The following is a 20733-nucleotide window of genomic DNA, read 5'->3' as shown; positions in this document are numbered from 1 at the left end:
TTCATTCGCACCGATGATGTATATAGACAACCTTGTATAGAGAAAGGCAACCAACAAGGAGCGTCAGTTGCCATACAGAAACTTTTGTTCGTAAGGCTTCCCTACAATTTACTACAAGGTTGTGCGTTTGACAATGGGTGATCCCATCCGTTTTCAGAATATTATTGCCGAGAGGAATTTTGCGAGCGAACGATACTCGGCCTGTTGTTTTTGCTTGGCACAGCCAGCCGTACCACAATATCCTTCATCCCTTTGTAGTTGAATGGAATGAACGGCCATAAGTAAGGCGTATTCAGCGAACGGGTGGAAGCCAAGAAAATCAGGATGATCGTAATCCCGATCATCAGTCCCGGTGTAGAGAAAAAGCCCACCATAAGTATCAGAAACAAGCGAATAAGTCGATTGGCCAAGCTTAACTCATAGCTGGGAGTCGAATACATCCCGATTGCCGCCACTGCCAAATACAAAATAACCTCAGGTGCAAGGAGTCCTACCTTGATCGCCACGTCCCCGACCAGAATCGCGGCCAATAAACCTACGGCAATCGAGAGCGGCGCAGGCGTATGAATGGCGGCCATTCGCATCAAGTCCAGACCGACCTCAGCGATCACAAATTGTGCCAAAATAGGAATGCTGCCCATCTTTTTAATCCCTAAGAAATGAAGCGGCTCCGGTATCATGGAAGGGTGCATGACCAACAGCAACCAGATCGGCAAAACAAAAACGGAAGCAAAGATTCCCAGAAAACGAACCCAGCGCAGATAAGCACCGATTACCGGTGTTTGTCGATACTCCTCCGCATGTTGTACATGATGAAAATAGGTGGCGGGTGTGATCATGACACTCGGTGAAGTATCCACATAAATCAGTACGTGACCTTCCAATAGATGTACAGCAGCCACATCGGGCCGCTCTGTATATCGGACTAACGGGAAGGGGTTCAACGTTTTTCCAATGATAAATTCCTCGACGGTTTTTTCTGCCATCGGTATCCCGTCAATCTGGATGTTTTGTAGACGCTCCTTCAATGTATGGACCAGCTCTTCATTTGCTACATCGTGCAAGTAGGCAACCGCAACATCTGTCTTAGTACGCTCCCCTATCTGCATGATTTCGAATCGGAGCCGTTCGTCACGAATCCGTCGGCGCGTAAGAACTGTATTGGTTACAAGCACTTCAGTAAAGCCGTCATGGGCGCCGCGGACGATTCTTTCCGTATCGGGCTCCTGCGGTGTGCGATTCGGCAGGATTTTGGCATCGAGGATAATGGCATGGGGAGATCGGTCAATGATCAGTCCTACTTGGCCAACGAGCAATTTATCCATAAACTCGTCAGTGGTTTCTACCTTGCTCAGTTGGTAGAAAGGGATGAATTTATGAAACAAATGGTCGAAAGCATTGTCACCCATATCCCGCTCACGTACATCGTTCAGCTCACGCATGATCTGCGAAATCAGTATGCTTTCTGCGAAGCCGTTTATGTAATACAACAACATTCGTGTATGACCCACATAAAAATCATGAACCCCAATGTCAAAACTCTTACCGACACCAAGTCTGTCGTTCAAATACCTCTGATTCTCTTCAAGATAAGTTGAAATGGGATGACGTTTTTCCGTGACCTGTGCCATGAGCGCCGCTCCTTTCCATTATCCATTGCACCGCTCTCGTTGTGATGGGACAACCGTTTTGCAAACTATCTCTACCTTCCATTTTGCCTATATCTCCAATACCGATGACATTAGGTACATGCAGGGAATTCAAAATATCTACGGTATCTCCATAAATGTGATGCTGAAGTTGCTCGTCTGCGTACCCGTCCTTGTCCACGGCTTCTTCTACAATTTGTCCTTGGTTGTTTACGGAATAAGCGACGGTCGCACCCTTGACCCAATGTGTATTCGAGGCTACTGCAATCGCACCGATTACTTCGATATCAGGATGCTTCACCACGTATTCGAGGGCTCGTTCCCCTCTACCCTTGCCGTAATCTCCATTGTCATCGAACATGACGATAACAGGATCGTATGGCGTCATTTTAATCAGTTCGACCATCTGATTCCCTCGCAGTGGAGTCGGATTCCCGGCAGACAGTGATATGCATCGACCACCAAATTGCTTGGCGACATTCTCGATTACTTTTTGGGCAATATGATCTCCGTCTGTCACCACTATGACTTTCCGGCGTACTGTGTCCATGCTGGGTCACCGCCTTTTCCTGCTTGGACTTACCCTTTGGGTTTAAAAATGAGTGAGGCCAAAAATCCGAATGCGATCGCAGCCGATATACCCGCACTCGTGACCTCAAAAATCCCCGTGGCGACACCAATCAACCCATGTTGTTCGGCCTCGCCGATGGCTCCATGATACAAAGAGTGACCAAAGCTCGTGATCGGTACAGTCGCACCTGCGCCTGCAAAATCGATAAATTTGTCATACACGCCGATAAAATCGAGAAAAACTCCTGCCACGACCAGCGTACTCATGACATGAGCAGGCGTTAGCTTGCCAACATCCAAAAGGAGCTGACCCACTACACAAACCAATCCCCCTACGACAAAAGCAATCAGGTATTCCATTAGCTGCCTCCTTCAAGCGCAACCGCGTGAGCGATGCATGGTATCGAATTTCCCTGCTGAGTGCTTACCGGGCTTAAGAGTGCTCCCGTGGCGCAAACCAACACGTTTTTCAGTAACCCACGGTTGAGCTGATCAATAATGTAGCTATACGTGACCACAGCACTGCTTGCACAACCGCTTCCACCTGAAAACACATCCTGATCAGGGGAGTATATCATCAGCCCACAATCATTGTAGACTTGATCCATGTCGTATCCTTCCGTCAACATAAGCTCCTTTAGAATCGGATAGCCGACACCAGCCAAGTCGCCAGTCACGATCAAATCATAGGATTGTGGGGAGCGCCCCGTATCTTGAAAATGCGTCTGGATCGTCGATGCAGCTGCTGGAGCCATGGCCGTCCCCATGTCGAACGGGTCTTTAATCCCCATGTCCACTACTTTTCCCATCGTCGCATATGTAATGCGCGGACCATTCCCCCCGATTCCAACCAATCCTGCGCCAGCTCCTGTCACCGTCCACTGGGCACTTGGGGGCTTCTGTCCTCCGTATTCCGTGGGATAACGATACTGCCTCTCCGCTGTGGCATTGTGGCTACTGCAAGCAGCGATCGCCTTGCTCGCATAGCCTGCGTTTACCAGAGCCGCCGCATTAGCCAGTGTGAGCATCGAGGTTGAGCATGCTCCGTACATGCCGAGCAGAGGCATGGCCAGCTTTTCTGCTGTAAAGTTGGTCGTGATGTTCTGGTTCAACAGGTCGCCAGCGAGAATGAGATCCACATCCTTGCCGGTGATGCCCGCCTTTTGCAGCAATGTATTGACCGCGTCCTCCATCAGCTGGCGTTCTGCGTCTTCCCACGTCTGTTGGCCTGCATACATATCGTCGTGGATTTTATCAAACAAGTGCGCCAGCGGTCCTTCGCCTTCTTTTGGTCCCACAGCAACTGCCGAGCTTTGTAGACGAACATTTTGATCGAAGTGCCAGGTTTGCCGATTGACTCGTTTCACTGGTTGATTGCTTGACACCGACAGCCCTCCCTTAGAAAAGCATGTTGATCAGGCTCTTTATTATTCCCGCAATGAAAGCAGCAACAACCCCAAATACAATGACCGAACCAGCGAGCTTAAACATATTTCCGCCAACGCCGAGCACTAACCCTTCGCTCCGATGTTCGATGGCAGCAGACGCTATCGAGTTGGCAAAGCCTGTAACAGGCACGGCTGATCCTGCTCCAGCATACTGCCCGATATTGTCATACACACCTAACCCTGTCAGCAAAACGGACAGAAAGATGAGCGTCGCAACAGTCGGATTGCTTGCCGTTTTCTCCGTAAATCCGAAGAAGGTAATATACATATTTTGAATGGCCTGACCCAACAAACATATGGTCCCTCCTACCCAGAAAGCACGAAACGAGTTAAGCAGAACGTTTCGTTTGGGCTGGAACTTCGAAGCCTGCTGTTGATACAGTTGTTTGGTCATCTGCATCGATCCGGGGTTTTTGGATTTTGTTTTGGTTGCCATGCCCTTTCACTCCCTTTGTAAGCTTTCTTCCTATATCCTTCCTTTTTCTAAAGATGCCTATGAATAGTGGTATTTACCATTTCACAGATGGAGCAGCCATTGCAGTAAGGAACCCGTCACTTTTCCCAAAACTACTGCCATCAACAGAAAGAGAAGACTGCCATCCATGTGGATTCGCTTCGCTAATATGGGGAAGACATTCAGGACCTCCGTCAGGCCCGCGGCGAGTGTGCCCACAAATATCCCTGCAAATATCCCGTAAATCGAAGATACGAGAACGGGTAAATGAGCACCCCAGTGAAAAAAATCAATAAACGTAAAAAAAAGCGCTCCTGCCACCAAGGCCCATTCCAGGGAGCGGATATATCGATGAGCATTCGTTAATTGTGTCAACCTCGGAATGATGTCCAGAACGGTAATAAACGCGACCAGCCCGCTCCCTACAGCAAGACCTCCACCCAGTCCGATCAAAATAAGCAACAAGCACTTGATGACGCTCATTTCTTCGTCCGTTGGTTTTCCTTGTTTTCATTTTGTATGTAGTATTGATCCAGGCTTTGCTGATACATAAACAATTCCACTTCTAGCGGACTAGGTTCTTCGTTGATTTTTTTCTGGAAAATATGGTTGAAAAACAGAATCATCCCCAAACCGATTCCGATGGAGTAAGGAATTTGCATCCACAAGGGCTGATGGCTCTTTTCACCTGTAATCAAATAATAGATTCGTTCGTGAACCTGCATCATGCTGACATCGGTATGGAAATTCATGATCGCCAATCCAGAGCCAATGAACAGCAGAATCCACACCATCGCCACCAAAATCGGGTTCGATTTCTTTCGTGGATTAAGCACCTCCACAATGATTTGGGGAGCACCCTGGACGTCCAGTTCCACGTCAGGATAGACAGAACGCAGCCTTTTAATTACCTGCATAATATCGATGATGATCAAATTGCCATCCGTTGGCTTTGTCTGATAAATGGGCATCCGCCTTAACGCTTCCTCGCGCTCTCCATCCCAGTAAAGCTGGCAAATGTCTCCAAGTGTAATCATGGCTTGTGGCTGTACAGCCAATCGCTTTCTCAGGAGCAGAAACAACGCGTCTTTCATGGTACCTTCCCCTTCCCTCACATACCTGATTATTCGCTAGTATGTGCCGAGCCACAAAACCCATGCAAGTAAACGGAAATGGCCGTTTCTTTCACAAAACAAAACACCCCAGCCACGTAGTGACCGGAGTGTTTGCATCTGTTAATGCTCAATTTGGTCTTTGATCGTTTGCAAAATGCGCTTCTCGAGGCGCGATACCTGTACTTGCGAAATTCCCAGCCTCTCCGCTACTTCCGATTGCGTCTGATCCTTGTAGTAGCGCAGGTAGACAATGAGTTGTTCCCGCTCGGTCAATCGACTAATCGCATCCTTGAGCGCAATCTTTTCAAACCATTTGTTGACTCCTTCATCCGCAATCTGATCGATCAGCGTAATGGGGTCCCCGTCATTTTCAAAAACCGTTTCATGGATGGAAGAAGGTGCTCGATTTGCTTCTTGCGCAAACACGACTTCCTCTGGAGTAATCCCCACCGCGTCCGCAACCTCAGCAATCGTGGGTGCGCGACCGAATTGCTTGTACAGCTCATCCTTTGTTCGTCGTACCTTGTTGGCTGTTTCTTTGAGTGATCGACTCACCTTGACTGTACCGTCATCGCGTAAGAAGCGTTGAATTTCCCCAATAATCATCGGCACAGCATAGGTTGAAAATCGAACATCATAGGAGAGATCAAACTTGTCTACGGCCTTCAAAAGGCCAATACACCCGATCTGAAACAAATCATCCGCTTCGTATCCACGGTTGATAAAGCGCTGAACGACGGACCAGACCAGCCGAATATTGCTGTTGACGAGAAGCTCTCGTGCCTCAGTATCGCCAGCTTGGCTTTTGGCGATTAGCTCTTTTACTTGGTCATTGGTCAGAAATGGTTGACTCGCGTTTTTGATATCGGCACCCATAGGCACTACCCCTAATTTTGCAAGGCTTTGGCAAACGCCAGGCGTTTGGTGAGGCGCACAGTTGTTCCCTTACCTACAACCGTTGCCACTTCCAAAGAATCCATGAAATTCTCCATAATCGTAAAGCCCATTCCAGAGCGCTCCAGCTCCGGTTTCGTCGTATAGAGTGGCTGCATGGCCTGCTCTACATCCTCAATTCCTCGTCCATTGTCTTCCACAATCAGATCAATGCTGTCCTCTTGAATTCGCACAGAGATCTGTACCACACCCTCTGGATTTTCGTCATAACCATGAATAATGGCATTCGTAACAGCCTCGGATATTACGGTTTTGATTTCTTCCAGTTCGTCCATCGTAATATCGAGTTGCGAAATGAAGGCTGCAACTGCTACACGTGCGAATGCTTCATTTTGGCTCAATGCTGCAAACGACACTGACATAAAGTTACGCTGTACCATCATTACGCCACCCCCAGAACATGCAAAGCATCCGCTTCGTTTTCGCGAAACTTGATCACCTTGAATAACCCGGACATCTCAAATATTCGATAGATCGTAGGATTGATCGAGCAGACGTACATTTCTCCAGATCGGGCAGAGATCTGCTTGTATCTTCCCAAAATAACCCCGATACCAGAGCTGTCCATAAACGTCAAATCAGCCAGACTCAGCACAATATGACGTATAGTAGAGGTACGCAAAAGATCATCTGCCTTCTTGCGCAACTCCTCTGCCGTATGATGATCCAGCTCACCTTGCAAACGGATCACTAGCACGTCCTGCCGTGTCTCCATCGCAACTCGTAAACTCATAGCTGCCACACTCCTTCTCCCTTGATAGAAACTCTCTTTCTTCTTCAGCGAAACCAATTCCTGCCAGCCGACAAAAGAACAAAAAAATCGAGCAGCCGCGCCATTCCATTCGGGGCAACTCGATTCTTTTCGCGCTCATGCTGTCTGTTAGTAGCTAATCAAAATGCTCTTGGTGGTTCGCTTGAGAATCTCCCACATGTTGGCTTTATCTACCTGATCTTCCGGGAACAGATCGACTCGATTTACTTCCTTGCCATCTTTCGTCCGGATGAAAATGTGGCCGATTACTTGGTCCTTTGCTATCGGTGCGTGAACAGTCTCATTGATGACAATTTCCTTCTGGAATGTATCGGCCGATTCTCCTTTTTTCATCAACAAACTCACTGCATGTGGTGTTACCGCATTGATTTGCGGTTTCTGTCCTTTATCCACTACGAGTGCACGCACAGGTTCTCCCTTTTTGTACATCGGCGTCACCTGAAAGTGTGTGAATGCGTAATTGAACATAGTCGATACTTCATTATTGCGCGTCTTTACATCAGGCTCGCCCATGACGACTGCAATGACACGCATGTTGTTGCGTTTGGCAGTCGCTGTTAAACAGTATTTCGCTTCGCCTGTGTACCCTGTTTTCAAACCGTCCACCCCTTCATAAAAACGCACCAGCTTGTTCGTATTCACCAGCCAGAAGGGGGTTTCTGTATCTTTTCGCAAGTAGTCCTGGTACGTACCGGTGAACTTCGTGATGCCTTCGTGCTTTAAGAGCTCCCGTGACATGATCGCAATGTCCGCTGCCGAAGAGTAGTGATTCGCGGCAGGAAGTCCATTAGAGTTAACAAAATGCGTATTTTTCATGCCGAGCTGCTGAGCGCGTTCATTCATTCGCGCGACAAAACTCTCTTCTGTCCCAGCCAAGTGCTCAGCCATCGCTACAGAGGCATCATTCCCTGAGGCAATCGCAATCCCTTTCATCATGTCCTCTACCGTCATTTCTTCACCGGGCTGTAGAAAAATTTGCGACCCGCCCATTGATGCTGCTCTTTCACTTGTTCGAACCTTATCGGTAAGCTTAAGCTCTCCCCGCTCCACCGCTTCCATGATCAAAAGCATGGTCATTACTTTGGTGATACTGGCGGGTGGCATTTTTTCATTGGCGTTCTTTTCATACAAGACTGTTCCCGTATCCGCTTCAATCATCACTGCGGATGAAGCTTGTGGGGCAAAATGATTGTCACTCTTTTGCTGTCCAGCCTTTTCTTTGGCAATCGCCATCGGAGAAAAGATGGTAAAGCACATAACGAAGCATAGAGCGAGGTATCCATTCCGTTTCATAGCAGTCTCTTCCCTCCATTCATGGTTTTATTCTCACCATCATGAAAGGAAAATATTCACACAAAAACAGCATGATTATCTTCTCGAAAGACCATCCGGTTTCACAAAAAAATCCCTTCCGCTACTAGCAGAAGGGATACTTTCTTAAATGACGAAGCGGCTCACATTTTGCGTTAACTCGTCCGCCATTTTTTTCAATTGCTCTACGTTTTCATTAATGCGTGCAATCGAATTCAATTGTTCATCCACTGTCTCTACCACACCTGAGATGGATTCACTAATTTCATCCGACATGGTGGCAAGGCGTTGCATGGAGTTCGTCACAACCTGATTACCCGCCGCCATTTCTTCTGAGGTCGCCGTCATCGATTCGCTCTGCTCTGCAGCCGATTGAATCTCTGCCACGATATTTTGGAAAGCAGTACCCACAGATTCTACAGACTGCAAGCCTCCACTCACCATGGTAACGATCTCGTCCATATGCTTGCTCATATCCATTGCCTCATCATTGATCGAATGGGCAATGGCAGCGATACGCTCAGAGAAGGAGCTGCTTTCCTCTGCAAGCTTGCGAACCTCGCTGGCGACAACCGAGAAGCCTCGTCCAGCATCTCCAGCACGTGCAGCCTCAATGGCGGCATTCAGCGCCAACAAATTCGTCTGCGACGCAATACTCGTAATCATTTCGACGATGCTCGTAATTTCACGAGCCCGCTCACGAAGACTGTGCATTTGCCCAGCAGTACGTTCTACTTCGCTAGTGGCACGTCTTACCGTATTGATTACGTTTTCTACTAACTCCATTCCGCCTTGCGCTCTCTCAAACGTACGAGTCGTGGCAACCGATGTAGATTCAGCAGCCACCGCCACTTGTTCAACGCCTTCCGATATTTCCGAGACGGTATTCGCCGTTGCTTGCACTTCATTCGTCTGCGTAGAAACGCGATGGGCAATCGTCGAAATATTATCCGTAATAACGTTAATGGCTCCTTTGTTTTCTTGCGCAAACAGAGTCAACTCATCTGTCGCTACGTTCAGTTGTGTTGCTTGTCCCTGTACAAGGGCAATCAGCTTGCGAAGTTCAGCTGCCATCTCATTCATTTTGCGGCCAACCATAGCCAGCTCGTCATTGCCATTTACTTTTACGTTGATATTAAAATGTCCGGCGCCGATCTGATCCATATCTCGGGCGATCGCGAACAGGGATAGTCGAATCCGCTTCGCAAACCACCAGATTGCCCAAACCGAGAGTCCGATGATTGGCAAGCTGAAGAGCACGAAGTACAGCCACATTCCGTCTACTTCACCATATACCTCGTCAGTTCCCGTTGATAAAACGACATTCCATTTCAACATGGGAATCGGTGCAAAAGCTGCAAATGAATCAATGCCATGGTCAGAGTACAGCAAGCTGTTGCTTGTCTCTTGCTTCATCAGGGAAAGCATCTCTTCGTAATCTTTGTCACCAGCCAACACGAGCTTGTTGTTGTTATTCGGATTTTGATGGGCGACAACCAAACCGTCTTGTCGAACGACGAAAGCGTAGCCATTCTCCATGAAAGAGATCTCAGGAATTTTTTGAATCATTTGGTCAATCGTAAAACCAACAACGAACAATCGGCTCGTATCATCGGCCTTTTCCCCTATGGGTGTCGCAATATAAAGAAAACTCTTGTTGCTGCCCTCAACGATTTCTTCATCAGAAATAACCAAGGATTTCGTAGTTAGTGCTCTCTGGAAGTATTGCTTTTGCTTGAAGTCAATCTCATTTGTACCTGTCAAGGAATACAGAGATTTTCCGCTAGCCGTGTCAATCAAATAGATTCGGGATACTTCTTTATGTGCCTGGCGCAATAGAGTAAACTGCTCCATGATAAGCGGCTGCAGCTCTGTCATCATCACACGCTTGCTTGCCGCCGATTTCGTCGAGTTCACAATCGCTTTCAGGTCATCTTCCATGCTATTCGCATGCTGGTCAGCCAGCATTTTTGCTTGATTAGAGGTAATGCTAAACAGCGTTGATTTCGAGAAGGAAAGAGCTATGTATTGCAAGGAACCAATAATAATAAGTACGAGAATTAGACCAAACACAATCATCTTTGTAGCAAGAGAGCCTTTTAGCTTTTCCGTTGCTACTTGGCTAGTCAGATTCACTTTTTTTAAGAGATTCGATATTCCCTCCTTCTTTTTCCATCGTGGCGACAAAAATTTGCTCATGCTACTTGCCCCCTTTATCACTGCTACCATTTTCCAGTGCAAGAATTCCGAAAAAATACCCCTGAAAAAACTGCCTCTGGGTACAATACCCATTTTTTTCAGAGGTAAAACCTCCCTTATGAAGGGAAACGAGTTCCGGGCTGCACGAGTAGCCTCGGAACTCGCTATTTGCAATTGATTTAGTTATACAAATGACAAGCCGCGAAATGTCCTGGCTCTACTTCTTTCCACACAGGTACGGATGCAGCGCATTCCGGCATTGCTTTCGGGCAACGGGTACGGAAATGGCAACCGCTTGGTGGGTTCATCGGGCTAGGTACATCGCCTTGCAATACAATGCGCTCACGGTTACGCTCAATCTCTGGGTCTGGGATCGGAATCGCAGACAACAGCGCTTGCGTATACGGATGGAGCGGCTTTTCATACAAAGCATCACTTTCTGCCAGCTCAACCATTTTACCCAAGTACATAACCGCTACTCGGTCGGAAATGTATTTTACCATGGACAAGTCATGGGCAATGAACATGTAGGTCAAACCCATTTTTTCTTGCAGCTGTTCGAGCAGGTTTACAACCTGTGCTTGTACGGATACGTCCAAAGCAGAGATCGGCTCGTCACACACGATGAATTTTGGCTCTACTGCCAATGCACGGGCAATTCCGATACGTTGGCGCTGACCACCTGAAAACTCGTGTGGGAAGCGGTTCATATGCTCAGGATTCAAGCTCACCAAGGAAAGGAGCTCCTGAATGCGCTCTTTGCGCTTCTGACCAGTCGCCAGGCCATGAATATCCAGCGCCTCGCCGATGATATCCCCTACTGTCATACGCGGATTCAAGGATGCGTAAGGGTCTTGGAAAATCATTTGCATGTTGCGGCGCATTGCCTTCATTTCCTGCTGGTTCAGGTTCATGATGCTCTTGCCTTCAAACAGGACGTCCCCTTCAGTCGCATCGTACAGTCTCAAGATGGTACGACCAGCAGTGGACTTTCCACAGCCTGACTCTCCTACTACGCCCAATGTTTCTCCACGTTTGATCTCAAACGAGATATCATTTACAGCTTTCAGAGTATTATCGCCAATGGAAAAGAATTTCTTTAGATTGCGTACTTCAATCAAATTTTCACGTTTATCCACTGATATCCCTCCTTCTACGCACGGTTCTGAGCAAGCGGATGCTGAAGCCAACAAGCTGCTCGCTGAGTTGTGCTGATGTCGTTCAGCTCAGGATCGATCTCTTGGCACACACGCATCGCTGATTCGCAACGGGCAGTGAATCCACAGCCAACTGGCGGACGCAGAAGGTCTGGCGGCGTACCAAAAATCGGTGTCAGTGGCTCGTCACGGTTCAAGTCAAGACGTGGTACCGAGCGAAGCAGGCCTTTGGTGTAAGGGTGTTGCGGATTGTAGAAAATATCGTCAACTGTTCCTGTCTCGATCACTTTTCCTGCGTACATAACGATTACGCGGTCACACATCTCAGCAACTACACCAAGGTCATGTGTGATCAAGATAATGGAAGTGCCTGTTTTCTTTTGCAATTCTTTCATCAGGTCCAAAATTTGCGCCTGAATCGTTACGTCCAAAGCTGTCGTCGGTTCATCCGCGATCAACAGCTTCGGTGAACAGGCGAGTGCGATAGCGATCATTGCACGTTGACGCATACCGCCGGAGAACTCGTGTGGATATTGCTCCACACGTTTCTCAGGTTGCGGAATACCAACCATGGTCAATAGCTCAATGGCACGATCACGTGCTGCTGCTTTCGACATGTTTTGGTGCTTGATCAAGCCCTCGGTAATTTGGCTGCCGATGGTCATTGTTGGGTTCAAGGAAGTCATTGGATCTTGGAAGATCATCCCGATATCTTTACCGCGGATCGATTCCATTTCTTTTTTGGACTTCTTGACGATATCCTCTCCATTGAAGAGAATTTGTCCCTTTTTAATTTCACCTGGAGGCATAGGAATCAGCTTCATGAGGGTTTGAGCGGTTACGGATTTACCGCAACCGGACTCCCCTACAATCGCTACAGCCTCTCCGCGGTTGACGTGAAAATTCACACCGCGGACTGCTTTTACTTCACCTGCATACGTATGGAAGGATACGTGCAGGTCTTTTACATCAAGAATGCGTTCCATAACGACTATCCCTCCTATTTACGCAGGCGTGGGTCTACTGCATCGCGCAGACCGTCACCGAACAAGTTAAATGCCAAGATGGTCACGGAAATGAAGATTGCCGGGAATGTCAAACGCCATGGATAGTACTTCATGGCCGGCAAGCCCTCATTGGACATCGTTCCCCACGATGCAATCGGTGCCGAAACCCCTAGTCCGATAAAGGACAAGAAGGATTCTGCGAAAATCGCGGACGGTACAGTCAAGCTCAGCGTTACGATGATTGGACCCAAAGCATTAGGAATCAAGTGTTTGAAGATCAGACGGTTGGCGTCAGCACCAAGGGAGCGTGCAGCAAGTACAAACTCTTGGTTTTTCAATTGAAGGATCTGACCACGCACAATCCGGGCCATACCGATCCATCCCGTTATCGTTAAGGCAATAATAATCGTTCCGACACCAGGCTCTAACACTACCATCAACAAAATAACAACCAGCAGGTAAGGAATCGCAAACAGGATGTCCGCAATACGCATCATCATTTCATCTACTCTACCGCCATAGAAACCTGCGATACCACCCCAGATCACACCAATGATCAGGTCAATGAACGCTGCCGCAAGACCTACTTGCAGAGAGATACGTGCACCGTACCAAATACGCTCAAATACGTCACGACCTAGGTCATCTGTGCCAAACCAGTGTTCAGCAGACGGCTTTTTGTTCTTGCCAGCCAGATCCGTCGTAAAATAATCTTGTGGAGTTAGCCATGGGACCACAATGGCACATACGATTAACGCAGCAATGAAGATCATAGAAATCATTGCGACTTTATTCATTTTCAAACGACGCCAAACGTCAGACCAAAAAGAGAGACTTGGGCGCTTAATTGCTTCAGCTTGACGAAGGTCAACGGAAATTGGCTCGAAATGTTCTTTAGTCAAGTTTTGCACGTGTCATTACTCCTTTCCTGCGTCCGAAAGTTTGATCCGTGGATCTACCAAGGTGTATGCGATGTCAACAATCAGAATCATCACAACCAGGATAATGGAGTAGAACACGGTCGTACCCATGATTACTGTATAGTCACGGTTTGTAATAGACAAAACGAATTCGCGACCAAGACCAGGAACACCGAAAATACGTTCAATAACGAATGCACCTGTCAAAATACCAGCAATCAGTGGACCCAGGTAAGTAACAACTGGCAAGAGCGCATTACGGATAGCGTGTTTTACTGTAATAGTAAAAGTGTGCAACCCTTTTGCTTTTGCTGTTTTAATGTAATCTTGACCCATAACTTCAATCATATTGGAACGCGTCAAACGCGCGATAAATGCCATCGGTGATGCGGCGAGTGCCAATGATGGAAGGATGGTGTATTCGAATCCTTCCCATTTCGCGATTGGAAACCAGCCCAAATTAATAGCGAAAATGTATTGGTAAAAGGACGCCAAAATAAAACTTGGTACCGATAATCCCAAAACGGCGATAACCATTGCAGAATAGTCTTGCCATCTATTGTGGTTTAACGCTGCGATAACCCCTAACGTAATTCCACCAAAGATAGCGAGCAATAAAGCTTGTGCTCCTAAGTGAGCAGAAACAGGGAAACCACGATTAATCATGTCGTTAACATTCGAAGATTTCTCCGTAAACGACGGACCGAGATCCCATGTGACTACACCTTTCAAATATTCAAAGTATTGTTCATGCAACGGCAGGTTCAGCTTGTACTTTGCCTCTAGTGCTGCCTTAATTTCCGGCGGGACCTGCTTCTCGGATGTAAATGGACCACCTGGTACTGCTTTCATGATGAAGAAGGTGGCCGTTACAATTAAGAAGAGCGAGATGAGCATAAAAATGATGCGCTTACCGAGATAACGGATCAACTAACTTACCCCCTTGGTAGATTTTTGATTGCTTTCACGTCCCATGTTTACACTGCGGAACGCTGCCGACACAGTGTAAAAATCGGCTGTGTAAATAACCCTTAGATCTCTTGCAGTAAAGCTTCTCTCTCTATTTTCTCTTTGCTGGCAATTATGTCAGCTGAAATTTATGGGAAGGGCTTGCATAGCAGAGGGTATATGTGCAACCATATACCCTCTGCTGCAAATCCCGTTTCCTTCGTTATGAAATTACTCGATGTATGCGCCTTTCCAATCCACGTCACCCAGACCCGTTTGGTGAACACCTTTCACCTCTGGTTTCTGAACCCAAGATTGTGTGTACCAGTAAATTGGCATGATTGGCATTTCATCCATCAGGATTTGCTCGGCATCTGCCAAAATTTTCTTACGTTTCTCGAGGTCGGATTCCTTTGCAGATTGGTTCAACAACTCTTTATATTTTGCATTTTCCCAACGCGTATCGTTGTTCCCACCCATTTTATCTTTGAAGAGTTCCAGGAAATTGATTGGGTCATTGAAGTCACCCAGCCAACCCATCCGTCCAATCTGGAATTTACCCTCATGCATATCTTCGAGGTAAACTTTCCATTCTTTATTCTCGAGTTTCACTTCTACGCCGAGATTTTTCTTCCATTGGTCTTGGATGGCCTCCGCAATCTTCTTGTGAGCCTCAGATGTATTGTAGGACAAGACAATCGGTGGAAGCTTGCTCATACCTGCTTCTTTCAGTCCCTCTTCCAAGAGCTTTTTCGCATTTTCTACATCATTGTCTTTGAAATAGCCATTTGGATTCAGCACCATGGATGGAGGAACAGCGCCAATTGCCGGGATTTGACCCGTTTGGAGAATGTTGTCGATCAAGGCTTGTCGATCGATCGAGTAGGCAAATGCTTTCCTTACTTTTATGTTATTAAATGGCGGCTTTTCGGTATTGAACTTGTACCAGTAAGTACCCGCGATTGGATTGGTTTGAATTTTTCCTTGCTCTTTCAATGCAGGAATCGCATCTGTTGGCAAAGCGCTCATAGGTGCGCCAGCCCAATCGATTTCGCCATTTTCGAACATGGAGAGCTCTGTATTTTCGTCTTCTACCATGGAGAATTCGATTTTCTCAAGCTTTACATTGTCTTTATCCCAGTAATTTTCGTTCTTCACGAGCACCATCTTGCTCTTGTGCTCCCAAGATTCGATTTTGAAAGGTCCATTCCCGACGTGCGAACTTGCTTCGCCTGCCCACTTCGGATTTGCTTCAATTACTTTTTTGTTAACTGGGAAGTAGGTACGGAATGCGAGCAGTTCCAGGAAGTAAGGAGTCGGATTCTCCAGCTTCACTTCCAGCGTCTTATCGTCTAGTGCCTTCACGCCTACTTCATCAAGCTTTGCTTCGCCCTTGTTTGCTTTTTCGCCATTCTTCACGTAGTACAGCTGATATGCGTAGTTGGAAGCTGTTTTTGGATCGAGAGCACGCTTCCAAGCATACTCAAAGTCATGTGCTGTTACTGGGTCACCATTGCTCCATTTCGCGTCTCTGATTTTAAATGTGTAAGTGAGCTTATCATCAGAGACGGTGTAGCTCTCAGCGGCAGCTTCATGCGGCTTATCGTCAGTCCCAATGCGGGTCAAACCATCAAAGGTTGCCAAGATAATCGCGCCTGAAGTCGTGTCCTCTGCGAGCCCAGGATCAGTTGTAGGTGGCTCCGAGTGCAGGTTCATCTTTAAAACTTGTGGCTTCTTCTCAGCAGCTGGTGTTGCAGGCTGTGAAGGTGCTGGTGTACCTCCTGCCGGTGGAGTGGCAGTTTGTTGTCCTCCTCCGCACCCTGCCAGGGCGGTTCCTAAAACAGCAATCGAGCTCACAAGTGCAAACACATTCTTTTTCAACGCAATAACCCCCAGTACGTTTTTCTTTTTTGTCTTTTTTCTGAAAATAAAGGACGAAAAAAAATGAAAACTACACGAAGCTGCTTGACTTCGGCTGGAAGGCATCAACCCCTTTCATTGCAGGGTCACCTCGTCGTCTTGAACGAAAGAGAAGGTGTCTTTGTACTGCTTCAGTTCCAGTGAAACGTCCGCAGCTGCTATGCCTTCAATTTGAGAGAGTCGTTCATTGACAAAGGTGATCAGCTCATCATTACTATGGAAACACGCTTGGATGATCAAGTCGTGCTTACCGCTATAAGCGCCTACAAAGCGTACTGCAGAAAATTTGCTCAATTTCTCTGCCACTTCTTTCTGCAAACCTAGCTTTGTGGTTAACCCGATGATAGCCTGCACATGTAATCCTAATTTCTCTGGATCGGGTTGTATTACGAATTGGAATACTCCGTCTTGCAAAAGTCGAGTGATGCGCGATCGAATCGTTCCTTCGCTCACGCCTAGTTGATGGGCGATTTCTGTATATGGGATACGCCCATCTTCATGGAGGATTTGCAGAATCTGTCTATCGACATGGTCCAGCTTTTTCATAAATACGATTTTCTGGGAACCTCCATCATTTTTTTACGAATTTCGCAATAATCTTTTACAAACAGTCTAATACAATAAAAGTAATCGGAAATGATAGCGGTGTCAACGAAATTTGACAAGTAGAATAATAAAACTTTATAAAGTCAATCCGAACAGTAAAATATATTTTATATAACAAAAAACGAGTTATATCTTTCTATTGAATATGAAAAACTCGATTTAATCAACAATATTTTTTCGAGAAACTGTATTTTTACTCATAAAACAAGGCGTGCTCAAGTGCTGTGCACGCCTTGTTTTATTTGATTGATCAACTAATACCTGGACATTCTATACTTCGATAATTTTATAAATCAACGGTTGTTCTCCATCGATTGCTGTCGAAATTTGGAAGGCGCCTTCCATCTCTTTTAACGCATTTTGCAAAAGATGGTCTTCGTTAGCATGGATGGTGGCCAAAACTTCTCCAGCCTTCACCTGATCCCCGCGTTTTTTGTGCAGGACAAGACCTACTGCCAAGTCAATTGGCATTTCTTTTGTCAATCTGCCAGCACCCAAGACAACAGAAGCATGACCGATCGCTTCCGCATCAATCGCGCTTACAAAGCCGTCCTGCTCGGCTGTTACCGTATGAATGATCTTTGCTTGCGGCAGACGAGACAAATCATAGACGTCCTGCTTATTGCCGCCTTGAGCCTCTACCATTTCCGCCAGTTTATCCACTGCTTTTCCGGAAGCCATCAGGTCTTCAAGCTTCTTGCGCCCTTCTTCCACATCAGTAACAAGGCCACCCATAACAAGCATGCGCGAACCAATAGCCAATACCAGCTCGGTCAAATCGCGTGGCCCTTTACCTGCAAGTGTCTCAACCGCTTCTTTCACTTCCAGTGCATTGCCCACAGCAAAGCCAAGCGGCTGGTTCATATCGCTGATAACCGCCACCGTTTTACGTCCTACTTGGCTGCCGATTGCAACCATCGCATTTGCTAATGTTTCTGCCTCTTCAATGCTTTTCATGAAAGCGCCCTTCCCTACTTTTACATCAAGCAGGATGGCATCTGCCCCAGCAGCAATCTTCTTGGACATAATGGAGCTTGCAATCAACGGCACAGCCTCTACAGTAGCTGTCACGTCACGCAGAGCATACAGCTTCTTATCTGCAGGTGTCAGGTTGCCGGACTGCCCGATTACAGACACGCCAATATCACGCACCTGCTGCAAAAATTGCTCGCGTGTGCGTTCTACTTCAAAACCTGCGAAGGATTCCAGCTTGTCAATGGTGCCTCCTGAGTATCCAAGGCCTCTTCCAGACATTTTTGCCACAGGAATACCTGCTGCCGCTACCAATGGCGCAACTACAAGAGTAGTCTTGTCCCCTACTCCGCCTGTACTGTGCTTGTCTACTTTAATTCCTTGCAGAGAAGACAGGTCAAGCTGTTCGCCTGACCCTGCCATTGCCAAGGTTAGATCTCCCGTCTCTCTCGCAGTCATGCCACGGAAAAAGACTGCCATTGCCCACGCGGACATTTGGTAGTCAGGAATACTTCCATCTGTATAGCCTGTCACCAGAAATTGAATCTCTTCTGTTGTCAGTTCTCCGCCATCACGTTTTTTGGCGATCATATCGACCATACGCATTGTTAATCCCTCCGAATCCGTTACTTACATTTTGGCTACGATACCGTTCACCAGAGCCAGGAATTGCGATTTTACCTTCTCTGTTGTTTCCATAACTTCATCATGGGACAGAGGTTGCTCCAAAATACCTGCAGCCATGTTGCTAATGCACGAAATACCGAGCACCTTCACACCCATGTGTCGTGCCACGATTACTTCTGGTACGGTTGACATCCCTACAGCATCCCCGCCCAACAGACGAAGCATACGGATTTCAGCAGGAGTTTCATAGGTTGGTCCTAGTAGACCTGCGTATACACCTTCACGAAGCTGGATTCCTTGCTCGGACGCAACTTCATGGGCGAGCTTGCGGAGCTGTTTGGAATAAGCCTCAGACATATCCGGGAAACGCGCTCCCAATTGTTCATCGTTTGCACCAATCAACGGATTGCGGAACGTCATGTTGATGTGATCGGAAATCAGCATGAGGTCGCCTGGATTGTAGCCTTCGTTAATTCCGCCAGCCGCATTGGTCACAATAATCGTTTCTACGCCGAGCAACTTCATGACACGGATTGGGAAAACAACGGCATCCAGACCATGTCCCTCATAAAAGTGGAAACGACCTTGCATCGCAACGACTTGTTTGCCTTGCAGCTTACCAATCACGAGTTGTCCTTTGTGCCCAACAACAGTGGACACTGTGAATCCAGGAATTTCATGATAAGGTATGATCACTGGATTTTCGATTTCATCTGCCAATACACCTAGCCCTGATCCAAGCACGAGACCAATGGTTGGTTTTTCTGTCAATTTCGGTTCGATATATGCTACTGCATCATGGAAATTTGCCAATTTAACTCTCTCCTTTTTTGTGTTTCTTCTATTATATAAATGTTTATTTTTACTTTACCTTTATAAATGATTAAGGAAGCTCTTCCCAATTGTCGGAGCAGTCACCCCAAAATTGTCTGCGATGGTCGCACCCAAGTCCGCAAATGTTTCGCGGATGCCCAAATGTTGTCCAGCTTGAATACCCTTGTGATAGACAAGCAACGGAACGTATTCTCTGGTATGGTCGCTGCCATGATGTACTGGATCGTTTCCGTGGTCTGCCGTGATTACCAACAAATCATTTTCTTGTAGCGCTTCCAAAAGCTCTGGAATACGAGCGTCGAACTCCATCAATGCCTGACCATACCCTTCTGGATCACGGCGATGACCGAACTTCGCATCGAAGTCCACAAGATTGACAAAGGAAAGGCCCGTAAACGATTGTTTCATCGTACCCAGAATTTGATCCACACCATCCATGTTATCTTTGGTACGGATAGATTGAGTAACGCCTTCTTCCGCGTAAATGTCGCTGATTTTGCCAATGGCAATAGAAGCAAGGCCAGCATCTTGCAAACGATTCATGACTGTCGGAGCAAATGGCTTCACGGAATAATCGTGACGATTTGCTGTACGGCTAAAATTGCCTGGCTGTCCAACAAATGGACGCGCAATGACACGAGTTACGGCGAACTCATCACGAAGCGTCAACTCACGAGCTACCTCGCAAATATGGTACAGCTCTTCAAGCGGAACAATCTCTTCGTGTGCTGCCACCTGAAATACACTGTCCGCAGATGTATAGACAATCACTGCACCCGTATTCATATGCTCTTCGCCAAGCTCGTCGAGAATGTCTGTCCCAGAAGCGACTTTGTTCCCGAGTACCTTACGACCAATACGTTGCTCAAATTCCGAGATTAACTCTTGAGGAAATCCGTCTGGATACGTGTTAAACGGAGTGGACACATGCAGACCCATGATCTCCCAATGGCCCGTCGTCGTATCTTTCCCCATAGAGATTTCCTGCATTTTTCCATAATGGGCCATAGGAGTTGCAACTGGCGCAACGTTTTGGAGTGGTGCTATATTTCCCAAACCCAATTTTTGTAAGTTGGGCAATGAAAATCCCGCAACTCGTTCCGCAATATGACCTAAGGTGTTCGCTCCTGCATCATTGAACTTAGGCGCATCAGGTTGTTCGCCAATCCCTACGCTGTCCATTACGATCAAAAAAACTCGTGAATACTGCATCTTAACGCCTCCTGTTTACCAGTCATTCATTTCTCTCATCAAGTCGTCAGACGTCTGA

21 protein-coding genes are annotated in these 20733 nt (G+C 47.0%); all 21 read right to left on the bottom strand.

The window, feature by feature from the left end; all coding sequences use genetic code 11:
• Positions 1 to 161: 161 nt before the first annotated feature.
• Positions 162 to 1631, bottom strand: coding sequence for a spore germination protein (locus HP567_RS15695; RefSeq protein ID WP_173609558.1), 1470 nt, complete (start codon positions 1629 to 1631; stop codon positions 162 to 164).
• Positions 1585 to 2199, bottom strand: a complete 615-nt coding sequence (locus HP567_RS15690; protein ID WP_173609559.1) for a stage V sporulation protein AE — start codon at positions 2197 to 2199, stop codon at positions 1585 to 1587. The genes HP567_RS15695 and HP567_RS15690 overlap by 47 nt, the downstream gene beginning before the upstream one ends.
• A gap of 29 nt (positions 2200 to 2228) precedes the next feature.
• Positions 2229 to 2579, bottom strand: a complete 351-nt coding sequence (spoVAE, locus tag HP567_RS15685; protein WP_173609560.1) for a stage V sporulation protein AE — start codon at positions 2577 to 2579, stop codon at positions 2229 to 2231.
• Positions 2579 to 3604, bottom strand: coding sequence for a stage V sporulation protein AD (gene spoVAD, locus HP567_RS15680; RefSeq protein WP_173609561.1), 1026 nt, complete (start codon positions 3602 to 3604; stop codon positions 2579 to 2581). Before spoVAD ends, spoVAE begins: the two co-directional genes overlap by 1 nt.
• A 13-nt stretch (positions 3605 to 3617) precedes the next feature.
• Complete coding sequence (gene spoVAC, locus HP567_RS15675; protein ID WP_172137891.1) at positions 3618 to 4103, bottom strand: stage V sporulation protein AC; 486 nt, start codon at positions 4101 to 4103, stop codon at positions 3618 to 3620.
• Between the two features lie 81 nt (positions 4104 to 4184).
• Positions 4185 to 4604 carry a stage V sporulation protein AB gene (locus HP567_RS15670; RefSeq protein WP_173609562.1) on the bottom strand — a complete coding sequence of 140 codons (420 nt, stop codon included), beginning with the start codon at positions 4602 to 4604 and terminating at the stop codon, positions 4185 to 4187.
• Positions 4601 to 5215: a stage V sporulation protein AA gene (locus tag HP567_RS15665; protein ID WP_173609563.1), complete on the bottom strand. Its 615-nt coding sequence runs from the start codon at positions 5213 to 5215 to the stop codon at positions 4601 to 4603. Before HP567_RS15665 ends, HP567_RS15670 begins: the two co-directional genes overlap by 4 nt.
• Positions 5216 to 5356: 141 nt before the next feature.
• A complete protein-coding gene (gene sigF / locus HP567_RS15660) occupies positions 5357 to 6112 on the bottom strand; it encodes an RNA polymerase sporulation sigma factor SigF (protein ID WP_173609564.1) in 756 nt (251 codons plus the stop codon).
• A gap of 11 nt (positions 6113 to 6123) precedes the next feature.
• Positions 6124 to 6573 (bottom strand): anti-sigma F factor, encoded by a 450-nt coding sequence (gene spoIIAB / locus HP567_RS15655; protein WP_007724107.1) that lies wholly within the window; start codon positions 6571 to 6573, stop codon positions 6124 to 6126.
• Positions 6573 to 6923 (bottom strand): anti-sigma F factor antagonist, encoded by a 351-nt coding sequence (gene spoIIAA / locus HP567_RS15650; RefSeq protein WP_007724108.1) that lies wholly within the window; start codon positions 6921 to 6923, stop codon positions 6573 to 6575. The genes spoIIAB and spoIIAA overlap by 1 nt, the downstream gene beginning before the upstream one ends.
• A 147-nt stretch (positions 6924 to 7070) precedes the next feature.
• Positions 7071 to 8255, bottom strand: coding sequence for a D-alanyl-D-alanine carboxypeptidase family protein (locus HP567_RS15645; RefSeq protein ID WP_173609565.1), 1185 nt, complete (start codon positions 8253 to 8255; stop codon positions 7071 to 7073).
• A gap of 144 nt (positions 8256 to 8399) precedes the next feature.
• The gene (locus HP567_RS15640; RefSeq protein ID WP_173609566.1) at positions 8400 to 10472 is read right to left on the bottom strand and encodes a methyl-accepting chemotaxis protein; all 2073 of its coding nucleotides are present in this window, start codon (positions 10470 to 10472) and stop codon (positions 8400 to 8402) included.
• Between the two features lie 179 nt (positions 10473 to 10651).
• A complete protein-coding gene (locus HP567_RS15635; protein ID WP_007720691.1) occupies positions 10652 to 11611 on the bottom strand; it encodes an ABC transporter ATP-binding protein in 960 nt (319 codons plus the stop codon).
• Positions 11612 to 11625: 14 nt separating this feature from the next.
• On the bottom strand, positions 11626 to 12615 hold the full coding sequence (locus tag HP567_RS15630; RefSeq protein ID WP_012686081.1) for an ABC transporter ATP-binding protein: 990 nt from the start codon (positions 12613 to 12615) through the stop codon (positions 11626 to 11628).
• 14 nt (positions 12616 to 12629) lie between these two features.
• On the bottom strand, positions 12630 to 13547 hold the full coding sequence (locus HP567_RS15625; protein WP_173609567.1) for an ABC transporter permease: 918 nt from the start codon (positions 13545 to 13547) through the stop codon (positions 12630 to 12632).
• A 6-nt stretch (positions 13548 to 13553) separates the two neighbouring features.
• On the bottom strand, positions 13554 to 14486 hold the full coding sequence (locus tag HP567_RS15620; RefSeq protein WP_173609568.1) for an ABC transporter permease: 933 nt from the start codon (positions 14484 to 14486) through the stop codon (positions 13554 to 13556).
• A 249-nt stretch (positions 14487 to 14735) separates the two neighbouring features.
• Positions 14736 to 16385, bottom strand: a complete 1650-nt coding sequence (locus HP567_RS15615; RefSeq protein ID WP_173609569.1) for a peptide ABC transporter substrate-binding protein — start codon at positions 16383 to 16385, stop codon at positions 14736 to 14738.
• Between the two features lie 114 nt (positions 16386 to 16499).
• Complete coding sequence (locus HP567_RS15610; protein WP_012686077.1) at positions 16500 to 16970, bottom strand: Lrp/AsnC family transcriptional regulator; 471 nt, start codon at positions 16968 to 16970, stop codon at positions 16500 to 16502.
• Positions 16971 to 17300: 330 nt separating this feature from the next.
• Positions 17301 to 18608 (bottom strand): pyrimidine-nucleoside phosphorylase, encoded by a 1308-nt coding sequence (locus HP567_RS15605; protein ID WP_173609570.1) that lies wholly within the window; start codon positions 18606 to 18608, stop codon positions 17301 to 17303.
• Between the two features lie 24 nt (positions 18609 to 18632).
• Complete coding sequence (locus HP567_RS15600; RefSeq protein ID WP_056492641.1) at positions 18633 to 19442, bottom strand: purine-nucleoside phosphorylase; 810 nt, start codon at positions 19440 to 19442, stop codon at positions 18633 to 18635.
• 60 nt (positions 19443 to 19502) lie between these two features.
• A complete protein-coding gene (gene deoB / locus HP567_RS15595; RefSeq protein WP_173609571.1) occupies positions 19503 to 20675 on the bottom strand; it encodes a phosphopentomutase in 1173 nt (390 codons plus the stop codon).
• Between the last annotated feature and the right edge of the window lie 58 nt (positions 20676 to 20733).

Origin of the sequence: Brevibacillus sp. M2.1A (assembly GCF_013284355.2) — a bacterium.
Classification (GTDB): domain Bacteria; phylum Bacillota; class Bacilli; order Brevibacillales; family Brevibacillaceae; genus Brevibacillus.
This window is presented reverse-complemented; position numbering and strand designations above follow the sequence as displayed.

Coding starts and splice junctions, on each gene's coding strand:
- HP567_RS15695 (WP_173609558.1), bottom strand. CDS start 1,631: ATGGCACAGGTCACGGAAAAACGTCATCCCATTTCAACTTATCTTGAA.
- HP567_RS15690 (WP_173609559.1), bottom strand. CDS start 2,199: ATGGACACAGTACGCCGGAAAGTCATAGTGGTGACAGACGGAGATCAT.
- spoVAE (WP_173609560.1), bottom strand. CDS start 2,579: ATGGAATACCTGATTGCTTTTGTCGTAGGGGGATTGGTTTGTGTAGTG.
- spoVAC (WP_172137891.1), bottom strand. CDS start 4,103: ATGGCAACCAAAACAAAATCCAAAAACCCCGGATCGATGCAGATGACC.
- HP567_RS15670 (WP_173609562.1), bottom strand. CDS start 4,604: ATGAGCGTCATCAAGTGCTTGTTGCTTATTTTGATCGGACTGGGTGGA.
- HP567_RS15665 (WP_173609563.1), bottom strand. CDS start 5,215: ATGAAAGACGCGTTGTTTCTGCTCCTGAGAAAGCGATTGGCTGTACAG.
- sigF (WP_173609564.1), bottom strand. CDS start 6,112: ATGGGTGCCGATATCAAAAACGCGAGTCAACCATTTCTGACCAATGAC.
- spoIIAB (WP_007724107.1), bottom strand. CDS start 6,573: ATGATGGTACAGCGTAACTTTATGTCAGTGTCGTTTGCAGCATTGAGC.
- spoIIAA (WP_007724108.1), bottom strand. CDS start 6,923: ATGAGTTTACGAGTTGCGATGGAGACACGGCAGGACGTGCTAGTGATC.
- HP567_RS15645 (WP_173609565.1), bottom strand. CDS start 8,255: ATGAAACGGAATGGATACCTCGCTCTATGCTTCGTTATGTGCTTTACC.
- HP567_RS15640 (WP_173609566.1), bottom strand. CDS start 10,472: ATGAGCAAATTTTTGTCGCCACGATGGAAAAAGAAGGAGGGAATATCG.
- HP567_RS15630 (WP_012686081.1), bottom strand. CDS start 12,615: ATGGAACGCATTCTTGATGTAAAAGACCTGCACGTATCCTTCCATACG.
- HP567_RS15610 (WP_012686077.1), bottom strand. CDS start 16,970: ATGAAAAAGCTGGACCATGTCGATAGACAGATTCTGCAAATCCTCCAT.
- HP567_RS15605 (WP_173609570.1), bottom strand. CDS start 18,608: ATGCGTATGGTCGATATGATCGCCAAAAAACGTGATGGCGGAGAACTG.
- deoB (WP_173609571.1), bottom strand. CDS start 20,675: ATGCAGTATTCACGAGTTTTTTTGATCGTAATGGACAGCGTAGGGATT.